Source organism: Methanosarcina barkeri str. Wiesmoor, from assembly GCF_000969985.1.
In the GTDB taxonomy this organism is placed as follows: Archaea; Halobacteriota; Methanosarcinia; order Methanosarcinales; family Methanosarcinaceae; genus Methanosarcina; species Methanosarcina barkeri_B.
On the sequence record NZ_CP009526.1, the window covers coordinates 3261004 to 3284994 of the forward strand.

General features: G+C 36.2%; 12 protein-coding genes and 2 pseudogenes. 6 read left to right on the top strand and 8 right to left on the bottom strand.

What is annotated here, in order from left to right; all coding sequences use genetic code 11:
• Positions 1-79 precede the first annotated feature (79 nt).
• Positions 80-1750, top strand: a pseudogene (locus tag MSBRW_RS13565) (Eco57I restriction-modification methylase domain-containing protein); the annotation flags it as partial.
• On the opposite strand, the gene MSBRW_RS13570 reads toward MSBRW_RS13565, so the two are convergent.
• The gene (locus MSBRW_RS13570) at positions 1700-3007 is read right to left on the bottom strand and encodes an IS4-like element ISMba6 family transposase (protein WP_011307180.1); all 1308 of its coding nucleotides are present in this window, start codon (positions 3005-3007) and stop codon (positions 1700-1702) included. The pseudogene MSBRW_RS13565 and the gene MSBRW_RS13570 sit on opposite strands and share 51 nt — an antisense overlap.
• 1730 nt (positions 3008-4737) lie before the next feature.
• Here MSBRW_RS13570 and MSBRW_RS24495 point away from each other — a divergent pair.
• Positions 4738-5297 (top strand): annotated as a pseudogene (locus MSBRW_RS24495) (ISH3 family transposase); the annotation flags it as partial.
• A 32-nt stretch (positions 5298-5329) separates the two neighbouring features.
• Here MSBRW_RS24495 and MSBRW_RS20405 read toward each other — a convergent pair.
• Genes MSBRW_RS20405 through MSBRW_RS13595 form a run of 4 tightly spaced genes read right to left on the bottom strand, consistent with a single transcriptional unit; the run spans position 5330 to position 9822 of the window.
• Positions 5330-6904 (bottom strand): hypothetical protein, encoded by a 1575-nt coding sequence (locus tag MSBRW_RS20405; protein WP_011307179.1) that lies wholly within the window; start codon positions 6902-6904, stop codon positions 5330-5332.
• Positions 6901-7854, bottom strand: coding sequence for a vWA domain-containing protein (locus tag MSBRW_RS13585; protein ID WP_011307178.1), 954 nt, complete (start codon positions 7852-7854; stop codon positions 6901-6903). Before MSBRW_RS13585 ends, MSBRW_RS20405 begins: the two co-directional genes overlap by 4 nt.
• A gap of 1 nt (position 7855) precedes the next feature.
• A complete protein-coding gene (locus tag MSBRW_RS13590; RefSeq protein WP_198137159.1) occupies positions 7856-8839 on the bottom strand; it encodes a DUF58 domain-containing protein in 984 nt (327 codons plus the stop codon).
• Positions 8836-9822 (bottom strand): AAA family ATPase, encoded by a 987-nt coding sequence (locus tag MSBRW_RS13595; RefSeq protein ID WP_011307176.1) that lies wholly within the window; start codon positions 9820-9822, stop codon positions 8836-8838. The genes MSBRW_RS13590 and MSBRW_RS13595 overlap by 4 nt, the downstream gene beginning before the upstream one ends.
• A 924-nt stretch (positions 9823-10746) precedes the next feature.
• Here MSBRW_RS13595 and MSBRW_RS22480 point away from each other — a divergent pair.
• Entirely contained in the window at positions 10747-10959 is a 213-nt protein-coding gene (locus MSBRW_RS22480) for a hypothetical protein (RefSeq protein WP_155398304.1), read from the top strand.
• A 951-nt stretch (positions 10960-11910) separates the two neighbouring features.
• On the opposite strand, the gene MSBRW_RS24335 is transcribed toward MSBRW_RS22480, so the two are convergent.
• The 3 genes from MSBRW_RS24335 to MSBRW_RS13620 form a co-directional block, all read right to left on the bottom strand.
• Positions 11911-12246: a DUF1036 domain-containing protein gene (locus MSBRW_RS24335; RefSeq protein WP_011307174.1), complete on the bottom strand. Its 336-nt coding sequence runs from the start codon at positions 12244-12246 to the stop codon at positions 11911-11913.
• The gene (locus MSBRW_RS13605) at positions 12243-12491 is read right to left on the bottom strand and encodes a hypothetical protein (RefSeq protein WP_011307173.1); all 249 of its coding nucleotides are present in this window, start codon (positions 12489-12491) and stop codon (positions 12243-12245) included. The genes MSBRW_RS24335 and MSBRW_RS13605 overlap by 4 nt, the downstream gene beginning before the upstream one ends.
• Before the next feature lie 1771 nt (positions 12492-14262).
• Entirely contained in the window at positions 14263-16506 is a 2244-nt protein-coding gene (locus tag MSBRW_RS13620) for a PGF-pre-PGF domain-containing protein (protein WP_011307171.1), read from the bottom strand.
• 1078 nt (positions 16507-17584) lie between these two features.
• Here MSBRW_RS13620 and MSBRW_RS22485 point away from each other — a divergent pair.
• From MSBRW_RS22485 to MSBRW_RS13635, 3 genes are all read left to right on the top strand, one after another.
• On the top strand, positions 17585-17749 hold the full coding sequence (locus tag MSBRW_RS22485; RefSeq protein WP_155398307.1) for a hypothetical protein: 165 nt from the start codon (positions 17585-17587) through the stop codon (positions 17747-17749).
• A gap of 672 nt (positions 17750-18421) precedes the next feature.
• The gene (locus tag MSBRW_RS13630) at positions 18422-20851 is read left to right on the top strand and encodes a DUF3160 domain-containing protein (RefSeq protein WP_011307170.1); all 2430 of its coding nucleotides are present in this window, start codon (positions 18422-18424) and stop codon (positions 20849-20851) included.
• A 312-nt stretch (positions 20852-21163) separates the two neighbouring features.
• Positions 21164-23614 (top strand): DUF3160 domain-containing protein, encoded by a 2451-nt coding sequence (locus MSBRW_RS13635; protein ID WP_011307169.1) that lies wholly within the window; start codon positions 21164-21166, stop codon positions 23612-23614.
• The last annotated feature ends 377 nt before the right edge of the window (positions 23615-23991 follow it).

Below are 23991 nucleotides of genomic sequence, written 5' to 3' on the forward strand. Positions count from 1 at the left end.
ATTAATATTTTTAGTATGGATGGAAAATATGAAAACGGAGCCAACACATCAAAAACTTCGTGGATGATACTATACTCCAAAACCAATTGCAAATTTTCTTGCAAACTGGGCAATTCGATCTAAAGAATTAACTGTTTTCGAGCCTAGTTGTGGTGATGGAGTATTTCTTGAATGTGCAATTAATAGATTCAAGGAAATAGGATTATCTAATATTGAAATCGCAAATCGAATCTTTGCGGTTGAATTTATTAAAGACGAAGCTATCAAATCATTTGAAAACGTAAAAAAACATGATATTCCGATAAATAGTGACCAAATATATACTGGTGATTTCTTTTCTTATTGTAAAAATTTTCTTTTTGAAGACTCATTTTTTGGTTTTTCAAAATTATTTGGTGCATCTTCCAATGAGAGAAAAAAATTTGATATAATTTTAGGAAATCCTCCATTTATTCGCTATCAAAATTTTCCAGAAGAACATAGAACACTTGCATTTGAGATAATGGAGAGAGCTGGATTACATCCTAATCGGCTTACAAATATCTGGGTACCATTTGTCATTGCTTCAACTCTTTTGTTAACAGATCATGGACGTTTGGCAATGGTTATTCCTGCAGAACTCTTTCAAGTAAAATATGCAGCAGAAACAAGACGCTTTTTGTGTGAGAATTTTAGCAAAATCACCATACTTACTTTCAAGAAATTATTATTTGATGATGCACAGCAAGAAATCATATTATTTCTTGGAGAAAAAAATGGAAAGGAAAATTCAGGAATTAGAATGATTGAACTTGATAACCTAGACGATCTACTCACATACTCATCAGATGATATTAATCATTTGGAATTCAAACCCACTAATAGCTCGAACGAAAAATGGACAAAATATTACCTAGATAGAGATGAGATACAACTACTTGAAACTTTAAAGCATAACGAGAATATTACCTTATCAGGAAAAGCCATTGATGTAGATGTGGGCGTCGTCACAGGAGATAATAAGTTTTTCATATTAAATGAAGAGAAGATGAAGAAATATAATATAAAAGAACCTCTTCAAAAAATAGTAACGAGATCTGCTCACCTTAAAGGAACAGTCTTTACTAATACAGATTTCGAAGATAACGTTCAGAAAGGCTATCCTACATATTTATTAAAGCCTCAGAATAATCCTATAGATAAATTGTCTGAGCACTTCCAAAATTACATAAAAATGGGAGAAAAGTTAGGTGTTCATAAAGGGTATAAATGTAAAATCCGTAAACAGTGGTATATTGTTCCATCAGTATGGATACCTGATGCATTTATGCTCCGCCAAGTACACGCATATCCAAAGATCGCCCTTAATAAAACGAATGCCACATGTACCGATACCGTCCACCGTGTCAAATTTATTAATAGATACGATGGTGAACTGGTTTCGGCTGCATTTTTAAATTCATTAACTCTAGCTTTTGCGGAGATTACAGGAAGAAGTTACGGAGGAGGTGTTCTCACTTTTGAGCCCAGTGAATCAGAGATGCTTCCAATACCTTTGGTTAATGCAGAAAAACTCAATTTATCAAAAATTGATGAGCTTATTCGCAAAGATGATATTCAAACTGTGCTTGACATAAATGATAAAATATTATTCATTGGTCATCGGTTAAGGATTTATTTCCTTCTTCTGTTACTCTTTTTGAATCCACTTTTTCATTTATTACTCAAACCATTCATCTCTAAACCTTTCTCTGTTTACATGAGGATCTAATGCTTGACTTTCATATACGCTCATTATCGTTTCAAAAGTTCTTTGAATTCCACATCTATGCAGAATTACTGTCAATAAATCTGATGCATTCTCTGCAAATATTGTACTCCAACGTAACTGCGTATATCTAGCCATTTTTTCAGGATGAGTTGTTGATTTTCTGACAAGAGAATAGATTCTTCTGCTAACGATTAGTGTCAATATTGCTGTCCAGATTAGAGCTTCAATTACCTGCACATTCTTTGTTTCAAGAACGTCCAGCGAGTATTTGCTTTTCAATTCCTTAAACAACAGTTCTATGTCCCATCTTGCCCCATATAAGTTTGCAATGTCTTTTGCATTCAAAATATCTTTCTGAATATTTGTGATGTAAATGTGGTATTTTTCATCCTCATCGTTATATACGGCAACAAGGCGTACAATCATCTCGTCCTGTTTTTGCTTGCCTTTATACTCTCTTCTTTTGAATTCTATTTTTACAACTGCATCAATATCTTTTCCAGAAAGTTGCTTAATACATTCACTAACAGGTTTTCCAGCGAACTCTTTGCTTTTTGTCTTAGAAAGTCCCTCTTCAATAGAAACAAGAATAGGGTCCATATTCTTCCTAATCCTTGAGACAAAATATCCCCCATTTTCTTCAACTCTTGCAAACATTTGAGTTTTGTAGAAACCAAGATCAACAAGGAGAATATGGTCTTTGATCCAGGGACCTATTTTTAATGTCTTTATCTCAGCTGTTTTTTCAGAGTACAGAGCAATGGTTCTAGGTCCGTTAGCAATTGCACTTACCATAACTCCAACTTTTACTCCTGCAGCTACTGTTCTTGATCTTGCTGCAGGAAACTTGTCTGCTAACGAGGAATGGAGACGAACAATTGTGCTGTCCTGAATGACAACATCTTGGAAGGTTTCGAGTTTCTTGCTAAGTTTCCTACCAGGTTCTTTTGCAAGCTCTTCCATGCCATGAATTACACACTGGTGAAGAAACTCAACAAGTTCTGGAGTAAAACGATAGTACCAGCTGCTATCACTTATGGTTTTTTGTGACTCAGTTTCATATTCTCGTTTTAAACTGGCAAGTGTACGCTGCAAGCGTACGCCAAAACTGAGAGTTAAAACCCAAAAGATAATGACAGGGTCAATTTTACGTTCACGTACTATAAGACCAGTTTCTTTGGCAGTTTGCCTTAACCACTCTTCGGGAAACATTTCCCGAAGAGAGTCTTCAAGAGTAGGTGGGGGACAAGGAGACATAGATACAGAGATATTTAGATTATTAATATAAAAAACACATACAAGAGAGGGAATTTAATGCTTAACCGATGACGCATGAAATATTATTAGTTGAAGGTTTAGGATTATCTAACTCAGAAGCTAAGATGCTTAGAGTTATATGGATGAAATTAAGAGATCGAAGAATAAATCGTAAATAATGTTCTTGGGTTTGAAAACTTTTTAATATTTTTTGTGTTAATTAAAATTTGACTCTTCGTTGTTTTATGTGGATATCCTCGTAATGTCCTCATAAAAACCAATGCGGTCTCGAATTGAAAATCATCTCATCCACAGGAAATGACGAAGAGCCTAAAATTTAACCTAAAATTTAAGTTATTTTCCACATTTGATAACTGTAAACTATCAAAGGAGCCAAAATAATGAAAAGTATTAATGGATCTTACTCATAAAAATTGTATCTTTTAATCCTGTATTCATAACGATTAGCTGAGTTTATCATCGTGGAAAACAATTCTGAATTTTTTATCAATTTGGAAAAATATTAGTTTTGGGATGAGCTCGAATTATTAGTTTTTATGCCTTCCTTAATTATTTTTCGATTTATTTATCTTTTTCTTCGAGTTCGTTTGATCACGAAATATTAATATAAGTCTCTACAAATAATAATTTATTTTATACTTTTAGTCCCTCCTCTAGAATACAAATTAAGATAAATCCTACAATTATAAGACTAGAAATATACTAGACTTCGGGCTTATACCCCCCTTTTTTCTAGGAATTTGTCTTACGAATTTTTGAAAAACGAAGGATAAGGCTTATTTACAGTAAATAAGCTCTAATATACCTTAGATACAGGTTAATTTTTTGTCTTTTCGGTTCCTTTTCGGTTCTTTTTCGTGTTTTTTCGTGTCTTATGGATATTAGTGTTTATTGATATCGGTTTTTCAAAAAAAGTGTATATTGCCGTAACTTGAGATATAACCTTAGTTTGACAGTTTGATTTTTATGTTGGAAGATTGTTTTCATATCCATTGGAATGATAAGTAACATTATTTCAACAAATTTTTGCCCATTTTTTACGATTCAATTTGACAGATGATTCTCTTTCTCTTGATAGCTATTTTTATGATTTTTGACCAAATTTTTGGTATAGAATTTGACAGATAGCATGAATCTCATATGAAATATAGATACTATCCAAAAAGTCAGGTGCCAAAAGTGCTAAAATGGGACAAAAATCTCTATTAATTTGCCTTATAGTAATTATGAAGCTGGAATATCAGAGGTAATTTAACGAAATTTATGAATACTGTCAATTGATTTTTGACAAAAAATTGAAGCTTCTCACTAAAGTTAATTTATACTGTCAAACTAAGGATATAAAGGCAAATATTAAAAATGTGTGAAGGAAAGCAGTAAAGGTGAGGTGATAAAAACCTTTACTGCTTTTTATAACAAGTGCAGGGTAAAGATTTTAGAAACCCCCACTAAATCTTAAAAACCAGCTTTTAGTTATTAATTGATCTTTTATAGTTTTTAACGTCCAGTTTTTATATAAACCGGCAAACTTGTACAATTATATAATTAGTATACAAATATATATACTTTTATGTTTTACCAATAGTTCCGATAGGATATAGTTCCGAATGGCTGAAATAGCCAATTGCAGTACTTCGATAATTTTTACTATTCACAAAATGACTTTCAGAAATCTTTATATGTAATAATAATGCCTTCTTACGTCTTTTTTGTCATATAAACATGAATATATTCTTGAAATTAAATTAAAGTCAAAAAGATATATTGATTTCGTATTAAAACCTCTCACAAACCGTTAACTATAGAAGTCAATGGTTCTCTTACAAGTGAAGACATTTTTTACTGTTATTAGTATTTCAGTCGACAAGAGTTCTGTTCACTCGGTCTCAAAACAGTATAATAATGTCACATAATGTCACTTGCGAAACATCTCTACGATATCATCTTAAAAAATGAAACATGGAAGAATTGATCAAGTATAATGAAAAGATTCTCCTTCAATAACTAACAAAATCCTAGAACAAGATAAAAATTATGATTTCGCCATTGATCTTACAGACTATCCTTAATATGGAAAAAATAGATTTATCTAATGGGAAATATGTAATAAGTAGACATGCTAAAAAGTCAGCAAACTCTTTTACTCATATATCTCTCTACATTACTAAAAAGAATGAAAGGTTTACAGTCTTTGTTCTTCCTTTAGAGGAAAACAAAACAATGATTGAACCTCTCTTATTTTCTCTACCTTATTAAACGACTGAATTTCAACTCTCCCATTTGATCTATATGGTAATCTGTTTAATTCTTTTCATCTTTCATAGTATCCTTAATAATTTCAATCATCTCTTCAAACTCGCCATCATCAGGCATACGTTTTGCAAATTCGACGAGGCTGGACAATTGTAAGCATCTGTCGAATTTCTCATATTCTACATCTCTGTTTTTCAGGTAATTCATCAGTTCGGAGTTTGTAACTTCTTTCTTTAATCCATATTTATAGCTCAGATACAAACGCAGAGCCTGTGCAGCAGTTCCATAAGCTTCCTTAAATTGCTTTTCTTCATAGAGCGATATTGCTTTTTCCACAAGTTTTCCTGCTTCTTCCCTGAAGTCAAAGTTTTCTTCCTGGAGCGGTATCTTCTCCTCAACTAATGTTTCCTGCTCTTTTTTACCTGAATATTTATTGTACACCAGATAAGCAAGAGCAAGCAATATCAGAGTTCCTATGAGATATATGGGGTAAAGGTTCCTTTCCTGCTCTCTTACAAGTTCGACATCCTCAACACTGCCGTTTTCAAATTTTGCATTGATCTGAGCTGTTTCATTGTTGGCATTCTCATATTGTATTTGAAGAGCCGTAGTGTTGTTCTCCTGGGAAAACGTTGAATCAACTTCGTTAAAACCATCATCTTGCAGTTGCTTCTGATACTTCTGGAAGTCCTTGTTCTGAGAAAGCAAGTCCCTCATTTTTTGCTTGTCTTCTGCTGTATCCGTCTGTAAACTCTTCATTGTACCATTATTCATTTCTCCCTGAATGCTTGCCTTATCACCATTTTGTTTCTCATAGCTTGCCGTGAAGGTTCCTGTATTATTTGATGAAGGGTTAGTACTCATAGATGTCAAATTGTATCCAAGATCCGATAATTTCTGGTTTGCCTTCTGGAAGTCCTGGGAAGCTGCAATTTGCTGCTGGAATTGCTGCTGCATTTGTTGCTGTTGTTGTACCTGTTTTTGCATCTGCTCTTTTAGTGCTGAGGTATCCTGATCCATTTGATTGTTTTGCGCAGCCTGCTGGGGGGTTTGTGAAGATTGTTGATTGTTCATCTGTTGCATTATTTGTTGCATTTGCTGTTCTTGCTGTGCAATTTGCTGTTCTTGTTGTGCAAATGGGTCCGTTGTTTGCTGTGTAGAGGATGCTTCCTGTGAAGAGCTCTGCATCGGATTGGCCTGATTTTGTTTATCAGATTCTTTTTCAACAAAATGTATGGCAATGTTGCCAAGATTGACAACTTTGCTTCCATTGTCATCGTAATTGAAATTGAGCGATACATCTAAAGTTTCAGGCTTATCGCTGGTCCCGAACCCAAGGTTAACTGTGGAGTTACCTTTGCTTACCTGAAGGTTCGTTGATTTGGAATTGGAACTTGAAAAGTGAACCGATCCACTATTAATTTCCTGTGTAAGCGTGTATCCCAGGATGCCGTTTATATCATTATTACCTGAATTAGTGATATTAAGAGGAATATAGGCTTGCTCTCCGACCAGGAAATAATAATCCTTTTGAGGAATTGAAAATACTATGTTCCCTTCGGCATAAGCTACAGGTGTTAGTAGCAAGAAAAGTGAAAAAATGGCAATGTATTTTCTTATCATTGCAGTATCCTTCCTTTTCCGTATCTATAATATATCTGGATAAGTAATACCAGAAGCGCTGCAAAGAAGAACCAGTCTTTGATGTTTGTTTCTTCTTTTTCTCTTTTTATGTTCTCGCTGATGTTCTTGTAAATTTCATCTAGTGTTTTGTCATCGATGGATTTGAAATACTTTCCTCCGGTATCATTTGCAATGGCCTGCAGTGTAGCTTCATCAAGTTCCGCATACTGTGGGTTCCCAAACCAGTCATATCCAAGTAACACATTACCGTTTGAACCCATACCGATAGTATAGACCTGAATGTTGTTAGCTTTAGCATACTGGATCGCTTCATCAGGACTAATATAACCTGCATTATTCACACCGTCACTTAACAATATGATTACTTTTTTCTTGTTTGGAATAGACGAAGCCATGTCAATCCCAAGGCTAAGTCCATCCCCAATAGCAGTACTGCCTTCTTTTGGTGCAACATTGCGAAGTTTTTCAATTACTTTTTCTTTATAGGGACTTAAATAAGCTGCAGTAGTAGCCCCGGATTCAAAAGTGACAATTCCCGCATAATCCTTACTTTTAAGAGAATTGATCAGTATTTCAGCCGATGATTTTGCTGCCTCCAGCCTTGATGGGGTGTAATCCTGGGCCTGCATACTTCCTGAAACATCCATTACCAGTACAACATTTACTCCTTCTTTGGTTTGTTCCAGAGGGATATGAGGATTTGCAAAACCTATTATCATCAAGCTGATGGCCACTAGCGACAGATAAAAAAGATGTACATCTCTTTTTGACTTTTTAGTGTCACCCAATGCGGATTTTATAAAAGCTAGGTTGCTGAATTTTATCGCTTCGTTCTTCTTCTGTATCCTGGCTTTTTTATGCAGATAATAAATAAGCGGAATTATCAGCAAGAATATAAGAATATAAGGAGAGTCAAAACCTGTCATCATCTTATCTCCTTATTTTTCTGGTCCTAAAGAATTTCTTAAGTGCGGTTTCATATGGTTCATCTGTAACGAGGTCAACCATGTCGATCTTCATTTTCCGGAAGAGTCTTTGTAAAGATTCATTATGTTCCATGACAAGTTCTGCATAGCGTATCCTGAACTCTTCATTGGAAGTATCGACCAGAAGTTGCTCACCGGTTTCCTCATCTTCAAGTTCGATAAGACCAACGTCAGGAAGTTCCTGTTCGCGTTTGTCAGATACTCTTAATGCAACGATATCATGTCGGTTTTTCATCACTTTAAGAGGCTTTGAAAAGTCATCCGAACAAAAATCTGAGATTACAAAGACGATACTTCTTCGTTTGAGCAGCATAGCAATGGCCTGCATACTGTTCATGATGTCTGTTTTTTTTGCAACAGGTTCATAGGAAATCAATGTGCTGAGCAACTTAAGAACATGTTTCCTGCCTTTTCTGGCCGGAATGTACTTTTCAATCCCTTCCGTAAAAATGAAAAGCCCAACATTATCGTTGTTTTCCATGGCTGCAAACATCAAGCTTGCTGCGATATCTATTGCTTTTTGCTTCTTTGTGATGTTACTTCCAAAACTTCCGGAAGCCGACATATCTATAGCAAAATAGACACGCAGGTCTCTTTCTTCAACAAATTCTTTAATGAAAGGACGGTTGAACCTTGCAGTAACCTTCCAGTCAATTGCACGGACATCGTCACCTGCCCTGTATTCTCTGATTTCAGAAAAATCGATACCTTGACCCTTGAATACAGAGTGATAGTTTCCAGTGATCAGTCCTTCGACTTGTTGTTTTGTGCTGATCTCTATACGTTTTACTTGCTTAATAACTTCTTTTGCACTCTGCATATAGCACACAACCCGATGTGATTTATACACTTCTTCACTAGTGAAAATTTCCTGGAGAAAATCTCCTGACGAAAATCCCCTGGAGAAAATCTCGATCTGGATGCTCATGGCACTTTTACTTTGTTCAGTATCTGTGCAATTATCTGATCACTGGTGACTTCTTCAACTTCTGCCTCGTAGTTAAGAAGTATACGATGCCGAAGCACATTGTATGCAACAGCTTTTATGTCTTCAGGGATCACATATCCTCTCCCGCTAAGCATTGCATGTGCTTTTGCAGCAAGTATAAGCCATAAGGATGCACGTGGAGATGCTCCGTATTCTATGTATCCTTCGGCGTCAACATCGTAAGCTTGAGGGTGTCTCGTTGCGTCCACAACCTGTGCCACATAGTCCTTGATCTTTCTGTCAGCATATATCTGGGAATTGAAATCCTGGATCTCAATAATTTGTTCAGATGTGAGTATCTTCGATATTTGAGGCTGTATACCCTGAGTAAACCTCTCAATGATCTCAATTTCGGCATCCTTAGTGGGATAATCAATAAGAAGTTTGAACATGAACCTGTCTACCTGTGCTTCAGGAAGCTTATAGGTACCTTCTGACTCTATCGGGTTCTGTGTTGCCATTACAAGGAAAGGACGCTCGAGTTTGAAAGTCTCTCCCTGTATACTTACCTGCCTTTCCTGCATTGCTTCTAAAAGTGCCGACTGAACCTTTGGAGGAGCACGATTTATTTCGTCGGCAAGAATAAAGTTAGAAAAAATAGGGCCTTTAAGTGTGAAAAAGGAAGCTTCGTTGTGGTTGTATATTTTGGTACCGGTTATATCTGCCGGCAACAGGTCAGGCGTGAATTGAAGTCTCACAAAATCACAATCAAGACATTCTGCCATTGTCCTGGCCATGAGGGTCTTTGCGAGTCCAGGGACCCCTTCAAGCAGAATATGCCCCTGGGAAATCAGTGCTATAATCATATTGTCAATGATTTCGTCCTGCCCGATTATCTTGTTTTTAATCTCAGTTCTTAGTTTTAAGATCTTTTCAGAATAGTAGCTCGCTCTTTCATTAAGCTTCTGAATATTTTCGTCCATTTACTCACCTGCGGTGAAGAATAGCTGATAGCAAAGCATACAGCTCAGAAAGTTAGTGAATCTTAGTGAATCTTAGTGAATCGTTTAAACCAACTACTGATAGCTTTTTGCGCTGTTAATGCACCTTTTTGTTTTCTGTAAATTTAAAGTTCTATTCAGTATTTTTCAGTTTTTTATCCAGGCCATCCCGCGAAGTGTGGGACCCTTCGGATGCAAAATATATTTTTCAAATTAATAAAGTTTATTCAGTTGGTATAACGGATACATGTAAAATGTTAAATCAGAGAGTCAAAAAAACTTTGGTACAATAGTCGAATTATATACATTTATGAGTTATTTTGATATACGATACATCTTGATGTATATTTATATTTGGCATTAAATTCTTCAAATTCTTCCTAATAAATAACAAAAAATTATGAGCTTTTGTTATATATGTGAAGTATGAAAAGCTTTTATAATGGTATCAAATATAATGGTATCAAATATCTTATAAATTTATACAGCGAGGAATTTAAATTTGTATTAGTAGTTAGTTTTCTATTAGTAGTTGGTTTTTTCACAGCACTAGTCTCTGCGCTTCTATGAGTATATACTCCGGAAGGCTCTTTTTTAATTATATTTTCATTTTCAGGCCTTATTTAGTTACTTATTCCTCTTTCCATATCATTTTTAATTATCCTAGTACTGTTGCAGTAATGTCTAAAAAATCATAATCAAGAGACCTATGCGTAAGCCAGTTGTGATCGAAAAAAAAGATATCATACAAATCTCAATAACAAGAAATAAAAATCATTCTCTGCGCTGGCTGATCCACTTAAAGTATGCCATTGTTTTAGTATTTTTCTTTGTAGAAGGGATAATGGAAGCTTTGTAGAATCTGAAAAAGCATTCCCATACTATATTGTAATCAATCTATTTCTGGTGAATTTTGTTTTAGTATCACTTTTACTTGTCCAGTCTTACAAATTCAAGCTTGTGGCGCCTTATCAGCAAAATCTTGAAGTTACTACATACTCAAATCTGAAACTTAAGTTCTTCACTGATACTCCTGAAGAGCTTACAAGATCCTTTGAAGAGCTTACAGGACTCCTTAAAATAGATGAGGATAAAGAAATAATACAAAGAGTCGAATGAAAAATTCAGGTTAGAGCAAAGTTAGAACCCATATTCAATCCATTGAGAAATATAAAGGAAAAACTTGACCTTGACAAGATTCTTCACGACATCGATCTTCAAAAGGTTGTATCCAGAATCCCTTATTCATTATTTAACATAATTTTGTCAAGAACTTTAAGGCTATTATACTCACATGGAGAAAATATATTGATCACAGCAATCGATGCAACTGGGTTTACAAGTTTTTACGTAAGTCATTATTGCTATCGATAGACACGAATAAGAAAGTAATATTCGGATGGAAAATTAGTCAAAAACAGATCATGAAATAAAACATGCAAAGACTCTGATAAACAATCAAATAATACAAGAAAATCTGAATATTATGTAATTCTGAATATTATGTAATGGATAAAGGGTGTAATTCAGAAAAATACATTCTCTTATTAGAGAAGAAATTAAAGCAGATTCAATTATACCTTTAAGACAGAGAAAAAGGAAAAAATTAGAAGAAAGTATCGAAAACAGTTGAATCTGAGCTTTGACAAAATTAGATACAATCAAAGAAACATAGCGAAGACAACATTCTCTGTAGTCAAAAGAAAGTTCGGAGAAACGCTTAGGGTAAGAAAGTTCTGGAATCAAGTAAAAGAAGTAAAAATTAAACTAATAGTGTATAACACAGATAAAAATTATATAAGTAGTTTATATTAAATTAAGTATTTCTACAGAGCCAAAAAACTTTTTGTTGTAAATCCCATTCAAGCTTGATGTTTTTCTATTTGATCTGAATACTTTTTAACTAATCAATTATTTTCAAGTCACATAAAATAGAGAAGAACCTAAAGATATTAGTTGTAGAAAAAATTAGTCACTTAATCAACAACGATTTTTCAATTCCAACAAAGCTCGTTGGTAAAATAAATAAAGGAATTAGTGATGAGATCAATTGCTCCCTAAAATTTGAGATTAAATATAAAGGGAAACCGTATAGGTATCATAATTATTGCAATTATCTTCTCGCATTCCAACACGTCTTCCTAAAGTACTATTATCGCAATGGCCAAATGCTTGTTGCTCTACATAGGAAATAGAATCTCCACCCCACGTGTACCCATTCCCTTCAGCATAATAATAAAAGTAGGAGTTATTCGTCGAACCTATTCTTTGGCTACTACGAGGCTTAATCTCCCACCACCCTTTTACTAGCCAGTCACCAGATCCCCCACATGTACCTGGATTATAGCGCTTAATAGCAACGTATATCGAAAAAGATGTGTCATTTCTAAAATAAATATTGGTCACAGTTTTTCCTCCCTGTGAAATCTTTCTGAAAGAGGTGCACTTGGTATATCTTCAGTACTTTTGGGTAGTTTAACATTAGTTATACCTTCTGCAACTTCAGTTACACCTTTTTCCTCCAGTTTGCCTCTTTCAATCTGAAATCCAGGTTTCTGGTAGGAGACTTTATGTTTTTTATCTGTTTCCATGAAAAAGTCTTGTTGAGGTTCATCTTCCTCTTTGGTCATAGGTTCTTTCTTTTCTGCCATGCAATACCCCTTATCATTTTAAACTACATTTCTGCTTTTATTAAATTAGAACCACCACATCAGTCACTGAAAGAAGAAATAATTATTATCAATAACTTATGACAGGATTCTAAAAGATTAAGTTTAATATTGTTCTTATCAATATAACATTTTTAAAATATATTAATTATATATTAATAACGATTTATATTAATCTTCTTATATATAATAGCTTAAGAATATGTACTTAGAATCTACTTTTTGGATTGTACAATTGAACTTTACCAAGAATTAGGTATTGATTTCTTCAAATATCCCTCAAATATATTACTGAATAAAAATCCTTTGAAAAGGTATTGAGCTCTTTGATTCAAAAATGAACTCCGCAGAAATCCTCTTAATTCTATTTTTACCCAAAATACAGAATAGCAGTAGATACCGATAAAAAAGTAGTATTGGGATGGAAAATTAGTCAAAAAACAGATCACGATGCCAAACATGAAAAAGCTCTGATAAGGCAATCAAATAAATCAAGAAAATCTGAATGTTATGTGATGGATAAAGTATATAATTCTGAAAAAATTCATACTCTAATTAGAGAATAAATCAAAGCAGACTAAATTTACCTTCAAGAGTAAGAAAAAGGAAGAAAATAAAAGGGAAATATAGAAAACAGCTCCATGTAACCTTTGATAAAATCAAATACAATAAATGGAATATAGCGGAAACAAAGTTTTCTGTTGTCAAAAGGAAGTTTGAAGAAGTACTCAGAGAAAAGTTCTTTAATCAGGTCAAAGAAATAAAAATTAAACTGATAGTCTATAATATAAACAAAAATATAAACAAAAAAGTTGTAGAAATAATTTGCATCAGATTAAGGATTTTCCTAGAGTCAACGTAGTATAACTTTAAAGTACCTTAAAATCCTTAATTCCAATTATGTTTCTAAACCGAAAGGCAGTGTCTCGAATTTGCTGTAAATTTGAAGTCAAGTTTTTGCATACTATGTAGAGAATTGATCTTCCGATATGGAATATTCTCCTCGCTAACTTCTTGATATTTATGGTTTTACAGAAAAATTGGCACACTGCCAACCGAAAAGCTGAAATTTCAGAATTATGATGTTCTTTTCATCTTTAAGAGTTGATTAATGCTCATGGACACCACCTGATTTTGACAATGAGATAAAAGATAAGTTTCAGACTTAGGGGTCCCGCAGCGCCTTATTGACTCTGAAAGAGTTGTCAAATCTTTTTTTAAAATTCATCCGAAAACTTCCCTCCACGTCCGCATGCTGCGAAACAGCAGATATCGGGCGGTCACTGACAAAAAAGAAGAAAAGTAAAATTTTCGTTATCGTTGAATACTTTGTTTTTAAAAGAAGAGAGCTTTTCCATCCAGCTTTGGGAAACATTAAACGTTTTCATCAGATCAAATGCTTCAGCATTAAAGCAGTACGTTTTTCATTTCCACATAAAAGTACATCTAAAATATTGTCTATATTCTTTATGGGAACTGTAAAATAAGAAGCATACTAAGGATTACAAAGAGTCTCAGTACAATAATTGACACCATTGACTCTTGCACCTGTATCATCAATCTGCTGATAAGGCGTACCTTAAGTCCTTCCAGGGAAATCTCAGCTTTCTCCTGATGAAAGATATCAATATCTTTTGTCAAGATTCGAGAAATAGTGGCGTTCCATTTTTCTACTCCAAAATAGGATAAGGGAAAATGGAACAACTATTATATTTCTCGGTAATTGAAAAACCATTTAATTTGAAGGGGATACTTATTTTCTTCTATACAAGAGTACGCCAAGCAGGCAGACAATGCCAGAAATGATTTCAAATCCAGGCAGGCTCACATTTTCTTTCCAATATGTACTTGTGTTTCCTGTTTTTTTATTCTCTGCTTGTACGTTTCCTGTATACTCAGTCTTCTTTTTAATATCTGATCCTGTATATCCACTACTTTGTTTAAGAGTCTGAGTGTCAGGTTCTGGCGGGAGTTCAGCCAAAATTTTATTTTCTGTCGTCTTACCTGTTGTCTTACCCGTTATTACGAAGGGAGAGAATCCAGGAGTTTCGGTTATGAAATACAAGTACGTGTCATCTTCCCCTGACAGGCTGGTTGAAAGCGAGTCCCATTTTGTATCATTGTACCTGTTCAGGGTTATTGAAGCCTGGCCGATATTGTTATCCTCAATCCAGGATTTTTCAACTTTGAAACATACAACCGGATTTTCTATATTCTTCGAGTTTCCATATCCACCGTTTCCAACCCAGAGATTAAAGAATTTATAGACTTCATCCGAAGGCAGGTCTGAAACCAGAACGGATTTATTTTTCAGCATCTCTACAATGGTTGTTGTCTTACCTACTGTCTTTTTTGCGTCAAAATCCACATAAACAACGCAGGTTGCATTATTTACGAAATCAAATTTTACAGATTTTCCATTTGTAATAAACACCTGCGAAAGTTCTTTTACTTCAACGTTTTTTGCAGGCTCGGGAGAGCCACCGCTACTGCCACTGCCTCCACTACCGCCACTGCTGCTTCTGCTACCCTTGCTACCTCTGCTACCATCACTGTCATCACTGTCCTCATTGCTACTGCTATTGTCGCTACTATTGTTTAACACCTCAAATTCGGATTTTGAGGCGTACCAGGTATTTCCGTCCATACCTATGTTTATTCTATTTCCATTGGGTTCTGGTTCGTTGGAATAGTCAGAGAAAGGATATCCGGCATCGATACATGGGGAAGTTATATTGTCATTCACCCAACAACTCCCATTCCAGCGTCCTGTTTTTGACTTCAGGTGATAGTCGTGTTTATCCCTGTCCACGTATTGAGGATCCGCTATTATATCCAAAAGTGGCGCCTGAACACCTATATAGTTCCCACCAGCGTTGTTATATAAAGAATTATTCTGCAGGATAAAAGCGTGGGTGTCTGTAAGCATGTTACATATTCCAGATCCATTTCCTCCAACTGCTGATGTGCGAGTGTTCGTTATTATGTTATTTCTTACTGTAACTACATACCCTGAACCAGCCGGAGCTGAGAAAAAAGCAGCATTCTGCACAATACCAGCCCCGTGTGCGCCATCTATCACGTTATTTTCAATGGTAGCATTAAATCCGACGGATAAGATTCCGCCTATTACTTTGTTGCCTGAAACTGTTCCGGTATCATAGATCTGATTATGGTGAATGTGGACATTTGCAGACGATTTGGAATTTGATCCCTGTGAGAAAAACCAGATGCCTGCAAGTGCAGTCTCATATATTGTGTTATTGTACACCTCAATATCATCCATAGATGCTCCATCTCTCTGGATTTCAATTCCTACCCCGCCAGACCCCTCTGATGTAATTTTATTATCGTAGAACTTCGCATGATTTGTATTATATAATCTCAGGCCGCTGTTTGTCCTGCAGGTAATCCTGTTATTGTAAGCTTTCACGTTTGAAGAGGTACTGGCATAGAGAACATCATGCCCTAATAAGTATACCTCATTATTACAGAATATTATATTAGAACAGTTGTCAGTCTTTAAGCCATCTCCGTGGTTATTGGTCAGATACATATTGTATACACTTACGTTCTGACAATCACTGAAGTGGATAAGATTATGGTAACCATTTCCGCTTTCTATATTGGCATTTCCTTCCCTGTCTCCATCAATGGTAAAACCGCGAATAGTAATGTTATGGCTACTGGAGTTACTTTCTTTAATCAAAGGTTTAGTAGATGACCATCCAGCATTTCGTACTAATTTTATTGTTGCATTGGAATCTCCTTCAAGGATTGTATTGCTGCCAATCTGAAGAGTATCGTCTATAACATATGTGAAAGGCCCCTTGAGATAAACAGTTGTGTAACTAGGGTTTTCGGTAACAAATTTAAGGGCCTGGTTAATTGTGATGTGATCATTTTCTCCAGAGCAGTTAAAATCACCACTCTCATTTCCAGCAACGTAAACAACTGGTGGTGTCATGCACAAAGCAACAGGAACGTATGTAAGCATAAGGAAGCCTGTAAGGAAAAAAACTTTTGTTATTTTATTTAACAGATTTATCACCCATAAATTATCTAGCAGTTTGAATTGGCATTCTACTGCTTCCTCAATTCAAGTATACAAATCCTGAAAAAGTCCCAGATCTAAACCGGAGATTCAATTCTAAAATAACTTGAAAATACTTATTAAATAGTTATCAGAACAACTCTCAAATAAATTCTCAAATCAACATAAAATGTATCTTAAATGAACCTTTGATAAAATATTGAATGTCAGATATTTCTCACTTGTTTTGATTAAGTGTAAAAATCTTTTCTCTTAAACAAACTGCTCTAATTTTTGTGGTTTTACCTATTGTAATTTTTTCACACTTTTGCCCAATTATTCAGCCTAAGAGAAACAATTTTACTAATCTTATTTAATAAAGTTTAATGGACAAATTTTTCTGAACAAGTTTCTTCTAATTGTTGACTATGATTGTTTTTTATGATTTTATTGACTGGTAGCATATTTATCATTGATATCAAAATCAATCAGCTTGCTCAGGTAGTATAAATAGTTGTGTTAGTCTGAATATTTACGCTTTACTTTAATACAACTAGTTTTACTTATTATAAATATTTATTTAGTAATTGCCCCATAAACGCAGGTACCACACAAAAAATAACATGGAAGTATGTAAAAAACATATAAGGAAAAAGATTTTTAATATCATATCTTTTGTTGAGGCTATCTTCCCTGGCCAGCCAATAACCATTAAATCGCCTGGGTTTTGAAGCTGTTAATATTCATGTTAATTTTAATAAGTTTAAACTGAATTTCTATTCTTCCATCCTATGTTATAGTGCTCCCGCAGCTTCCCATTTATCAAACTAATGTTCATCGTCATGTTATTCCCTGTTTAAATATGTCTTTATAATTATATTAATCTTGATTCTTGCTGGACTTTATAACCAAAAGAGTCATGACAAAAAATAGATAATGAAGGAAAACCAATTATTTGTAGGGATAAATTATTGGCTGTTTTTTAGTGCCTAAATCGATACTCAAGAATTAATATACTCAAAAGGGAAATGAGGGGGAAAAATTGGAGAGAAAATTTAGGATTTTACTGACTGTTGGGACTTTATTGCTGGTAATGGGCGTGCTCCTGAATTTTACCAGAGACCCACTTTTATGGGGTACAGGGACTGTAACTGCATTATTCATGATTCTGCTTTTCAGGATAGACCCTCTAAGTCCAAATGATTGATGGGAAAAAGAAAAGGGGAAAAAGGAAAGGATAAGAGGAAATAAGGGAAAAAGGAAAGGATAAGAGGAAATAAGGGGAAAAAGGAAAGAAAAAAGAGGAAAAAGAGAAGAAAAAGAGGAAAAAGAGAAGAAAAAGAGGAAAAAGAGAAGAAAAAGAGAAGAAAAAGAATATATTTTCTTCTTCTAAATGTCAAAAAACTTAACCACTATGGTTTAAATTTTTTATTAACCGGATTCTTAATTTTTACTCTCAACTATTTTCTAGTTTTTCCATTTTTTATCTCTTTCAATGTACTCTTTTCTAATTTTCCTATTTTTATTTCTTTCAATGTACTCTTTTCTAATTTTCCTGTTCTTATTTCTTTCAGTATATTGTTTTCTAATTTTTCTACTTCTTCTTTTTTTTAGTGTATTGTTTAGCATATTTTTTAGCTGGATTTAACCTGACAGAATTTCAGATAGTTTGAAATATTTGGTTTGACAAATATAAAAAAATTAATTTCTGAAAATGTTTGACCCCGTATACAGGTCTTCGGTTGCAAAACAGGACATCTTAACCTGAAAATCTGAATTACCTAAAATCCGAACATCTGGACTTAGAAGATAAACCCCACCCACTCTGAGCGAGCAAAGCTCAAATCAGATACTGATCCAGAGCGACCGAGATGAAAGAATGAAGAATCTAACTCAGACAGTTACAACTCTTTTGATGCTTCTTATTCTTCTGGTTTCCATTTTTACAGGAGGATGCCTGGAGCAAAGTTCCGGGTTAAACGGAAAGAACGGAACTGAAACGACAGAAGAAGTGGACAATAACAGTTTACCGAACCTCTATAATGATGTTCAAGTAAAGAATGTAATGATAGAAGAAGTGGACCGTGATGGAAATACTTCAACGGGCCATCTGAAAACCGAAGCAGTAGACCTTTCCAATATTGAGGCCGAGAATATCTCTTTTGCAGAAAATTACAGGCTTGACGCTCTTGATATAGAACTAAAAGCTCCCCAGTACGAACTTCCCCTACAAGAATCCGATATTATGAATTATGGAGAATTCTCTCAAAAGTTTCTGACCAATGAAACAGCTCTGAAGAAGCTAAAAGAAAATGGGTTTGTTGTAATTTCCAACCCTTACAATTCGAAAGAAGATGACATTACTGCTATGTATAACAGCCTTGAAAACGAAGGGCAGTTGATTTTCATAACTTCAGATACGCTTCTCCACCTCTACCACGTCCAGTTTGATGACAGTATGAGCCAGATCGAGCAAAATAAGTTATACGGCCTTTTGTGGGAACTTGATAAAGCTCTGCTTAATGCATCTGTAGAGGATTATAATAGAGCTTCAGGAGAAGAAAAGGAAGCCGCAAGAAGAAACGCAGCCTACTTTTCAGTTGCTTTGAGCCTGCTCCAGCCCAAAGAGGAACAAATAAAGGAGATAACGGATCCTTACGGTCCTGAGGCAGGAGTATACTTTGACCCTTCAGCAAAGGAAAAATATCAGTTTGAGATTCCTGAGTTTGTAAAAAAAGATGTTGGAGCCGAACTTTCCCTGATTGAAGCTCACCAGGGTTTTGAACTTTCTCCGATTTTCAAATATAAGGAAGATTATTCCCAGTACGTGCCGCGAGGTCACTATACTCACTCCGAAATACTGCAAAATTATTTCAGGGCGTTTATGTGGCATGGCAGGATGAGCATGCTTCTGAAGGAGAAATTGATTGAATCAGAAGATCCTGCAAAAGATGCCCGCATCCAGACTATCCAGGCAGGCCTGATAACTTCCCGGCTTAAAGACGATCCAGATCTCTTCAAGAAATGGGACCGGCTCTATACGATTACGGCTTTTTATGTGGGCATCTCTGATGACCTCGGACCTTACGAATATATGGAAGCAATGGAATCAGTGTTTGGAAATGAATCAAGGAACTTTAACGCAACAACATTGGAAGAACTGAAAGTAAAGCTTGCAGGATATCGGAGCCCGGAGATTTATGGCGGTACTGGAAGTGGAGCTCACGAGCTTATTCTAACGGCTGAACAGGCAGATCAACTCCTTGAGGATACGAAAGGTTTCAGGTTCATAGGGCAGCGTTTTATCCCTGACTCTTATATATTCTTCAGGCTCATTGGCCCCTATACTAAAGAGTACACTGGAGATCAGGAGCATGTGCCTTTCACCTATAGAGTTTCCGAGTACGGGAACAACAGGGGCTTCCCTCGCGGGCTTGATGCGATGGCTCTGCTGGGATCGGAAAGGGCTGTTTACTGGCTTGACGAACTGAATGATTCAAGTTATAAAAATTACAGTCTCAGGTATGGAGAACTGGATTCGGAGTTTTCGAACTTCAGCGCAGCCGACTGGAACAGGAATCTTTACTGGTCCTGGCTTTATTCCCTCCAGCCCCTCATGAAAGACTACGGTTCAGGCTACCCGACTTTTATGCAGACTGACACCTGGCAGGACAAGGAACTGAGCACATCACTGGCTTCCTGGACTGAACTCAGGCACGATACAATTCTCTATGCCAAGCAAACCTATGGAATAGATGAGTCAATGCCAATGATTGAGGATAAGCCTGTTGGGTATGTAGAGCCGGTACCCGAATTTTATAACAGATTACTGGCCCTCACCCGAATGACTGAAAGCGGGCTTGAAGAGATGGACGCGCTTGACGAAGATTCGAAATGGAGATTTAAAAGCTTGGAGCAGACCCTTGAAAAGCTTATCGAGATTTCCGAAAAAGAACTTGAAAACGAGAAACTGACAGAAGAAGACAAATATTACATCCTCAAGTTTGGAGAAATTGTCAAAACGAGCTTGAATGTCGACGAAGAGGCAAGGAAAACTACCCTTGTTGCAGATGTCTACACTGAACCAAATAATGAACTCGCACTTGAGGAAGGGACAGGATACGTGGATATGGTGATTGTGGCTTACAAGGTTCCTGACGGTAGGACTTTCCTGGCTGCAGGGCCTGTTATGAGCTATTACGAGTTCAAGCAGCCGATCGAAGCTCGCCTGAACGATGAAAAATGGAGAGAAATGCTGGAGACAAACCCTCCTGAAAAGCCAGAGTGGGCTTTAACTTACAGGGTTTGATTTTTACTCTCAAGTATTTTAAAAATTTTTAATTTTTCTATATTTTATTTTTTTCTTTTTATTTCTTTTAGATTTACTTTTTAACGTATTTTATAGCTTAGTATAACTTAATCAAATTCCAAATAGATTAAAATATTTGAATAGATAACTTATGAAAGTTAATTTTTGAAATTTACTCCCTATAAAAGCCTATGCAGGTCTTAAGTTGCAAAACAGGACATCTGGACTATGAGACTGAGAAGGCAGAAACCCCACCTCTCCGAGCGAGAAATCTTTAATCAGATATTGAGCCAAAGTGACAGAGATGAAAGAATGAAGTACGGAACCAAGCTAATTGCAATTCGTTTAGTTCTTTTAATCATTATAGTCTCTCTTTTTACAGGAGGATGTCTGGATCAAAGTTCCGGTTTAAACGGAAAGAACGGCACCGAAACAACCAAAGAAGTGAACAACGAAAGTTTACCGAATCTCTATAACGATGTTCAAGAAAAGACTGTAACGACAGAGGATGTAGACAATAACCAAAGCTCTTCAACTGGTCGGCTGAAAACCGAGGCAGTAGACCTTTCCAATTTTGAAGCCGGAAATTCGTCTCTTGCGGGAAACTACAGACTTGAAGCTGTTGATATCGAGTTAAAAACGCCTTCTTATAAATTACCTCTTAAGAAAGAGGAAATCTCCAATTATGGAAATTTTTCCGGTAAAATATCTCTGAACGAGTCTGATCTTAAGCTTCTGGAGAACAATGGCTTTGTCGTAATAAAGGATCCTTACAACCCTGGAGAAGAAGATATAACTTCAATGTATTCTTCCCTCCAAGAAGAAGAGATTCCTGTTTTTATTACTACGGATTCCCTGCTGCATCTTTACCACATTCAGTTTGATGAAACTCTTAGACTGATAGAAGAAAGGGAATTTTACGATACTCTCTGGAAGACAGACCTTTCTCTGCTAAATGCCTCTATCGAGAAGTATAACAACGCTTCTGTAGACGAACAGGAAGCTGCACGAAGAAATGCAGCCTACTTTTCAGTTGCTTTGAGTCTTCTCCAGCCGAAACCTGAGCAGATACAGAAAGAAGATGACTACGATTCTGATTATATGTCCCTTTTCCCTGAGGATACAGCAAAACAGTACCAGTTCGAAACTCCCGACTTTGTAAAAAAAGAAGTTGAAGCCGAACTCGCTTTGATAGACGCTCACAAAGGCTTTGCTGTTTCTCCAATTTTCCAGTATGAGGAAGATTATTCTCAATATGTACCGCGAGGCCACTACACTCGCACCCAGCAATTAGAAAACTATTTCAAGGCTTTTATGTGGCACGGGAGAATGATCATGCTCTTGAAAGGTGAATTGATCAAATCCAAAGACCCTGAAAAGGATGCTCGCATCCAGACTATCCAGGCCAGTTTAATTGCTTCTGAACTCCAAAAAGAGCCTGAACTCCTTAAAAACTGGAATCGGATCTATGAGGTTACAGCTTTTTACGTAGGTTTTTCCGATGACCTTGGACCATATGAGTATATGGAAGCTCTTGATTCGGTTTTTGGCAGCGAGAAGAGGGAATTTAACGAAACAACAGTCAACGAACTCAAAACCAAACTTGCCGAATACGAAGGTCCAAAGATCTACGGAGGTACAGGAAACTGTGTTCTGGAGCCGCCCTTTACTTCTGCGCAGGCTGATGAATGCCTCGAAAATACTACGGGATTCCGCTTTATGGGGCAGCGTTTTATTCCGGATTCTTATGTATTCTCAAACCTGGTTGGAGCATATACGGGAAAATATACAGGTATAGGGGAGTATACGGGTGAAAATAAGACTCCTTTTACGATGGTAATCTCTGAAGCCGGCCCTATTCGCGGTTTCCCACGTGGGCTTGATGTAATGGCTCTCTTGGGTTCGGAAAGAGCTGTTTACTGGCTCGACGAACTGGATGATTCAAACTATGAAAATTATAGTGCTCAATATTCAAATCTGGAGAAGGAATTCTCGAATTTCAACGCAGCTGACTGGAACAGAAACCTCTACTGGTCCTGGCTTTATTCCCTCCAACCCCTCCTGAAAGACTATGGTACAGGCTACCCGACTTTTATGCAGACCAACGCCTGGCAGGACAAGGAACTGAGCACGTCGCTGGCTTCCTGGACCGAACTCAGGCACGATACGATTCTCTATGCAAAACAGAGTGAAACCATGGTTGGTAGCGCAGCACCAGGTGAACCTGAAGAAAAGCCTGCTGTTGGCTATGTCGAACCAGTTCCGGATTTTTACGCCAGGCTGCTTGCCTTGACAAAGATGACAAAACAGGGTTTGAGTGAAATGGAAGTACTTAACCCCTATTCAGAGAGCAAACTTGCAAGCCTTGAAGAAATCTTAGCAAAACTTCAGAATATTTCGGAAAAGGAACTGGAAAATAAGGAATTGACAAACGAAGAATACGAGTTCATCCAGACTTTTGGTGACCAGCTTGAAGGTACAAATGGAGTCGATGATGATGTTAAGAAAACTACAGTAGTCGCTGATGTTCATACCGACGGAAACACGGGAGACGTGCTAGAAGAAGGAGCCGGGTATGTTGACATGCTGGTAGTTGCATATAAGCTTCCGGATGGCAGGATACTTCTAGGAGCCGGGCCTGTGATGAGCCATTACGAGTTTAAGCAGCCCATGTCTGAACGCCTGACCGATGAAAAATGGCAAGAAATGCTTGAGGCAAATCCACCTGAGAGACCGGAGTGGTCTGCAACATACATTTCTTAATTTTTTACTCTCAACTATTTTCTAATTTTTCCATTTTTTATCTCTTTCGATGTCCTCTTTTCTAATTTTCCTATTCTTATTTCTTTCAGTATATTGTTTTCTAATTTTTCTACTTCTTATTTTTTTAGTGTATTATTTAGCATATTTTTTAGCTGGATTTAACCTGACAGAATTTCAGATAGTTTGAAATATTTGGTTTGACAAATATAAAAAAATTAATTTCTGAAAATGTTTGACCCCATATACAGGTCTTCGGTTGCAAAACAGGACATCTTAACCTGAAAATCTGAATTACCTAAAATCCGAACATCTGGACTTAGAAGATAAACCCTACCCACTCTGAGCGAGCAAAGCTCGAATAAGATACTGATCCAGAG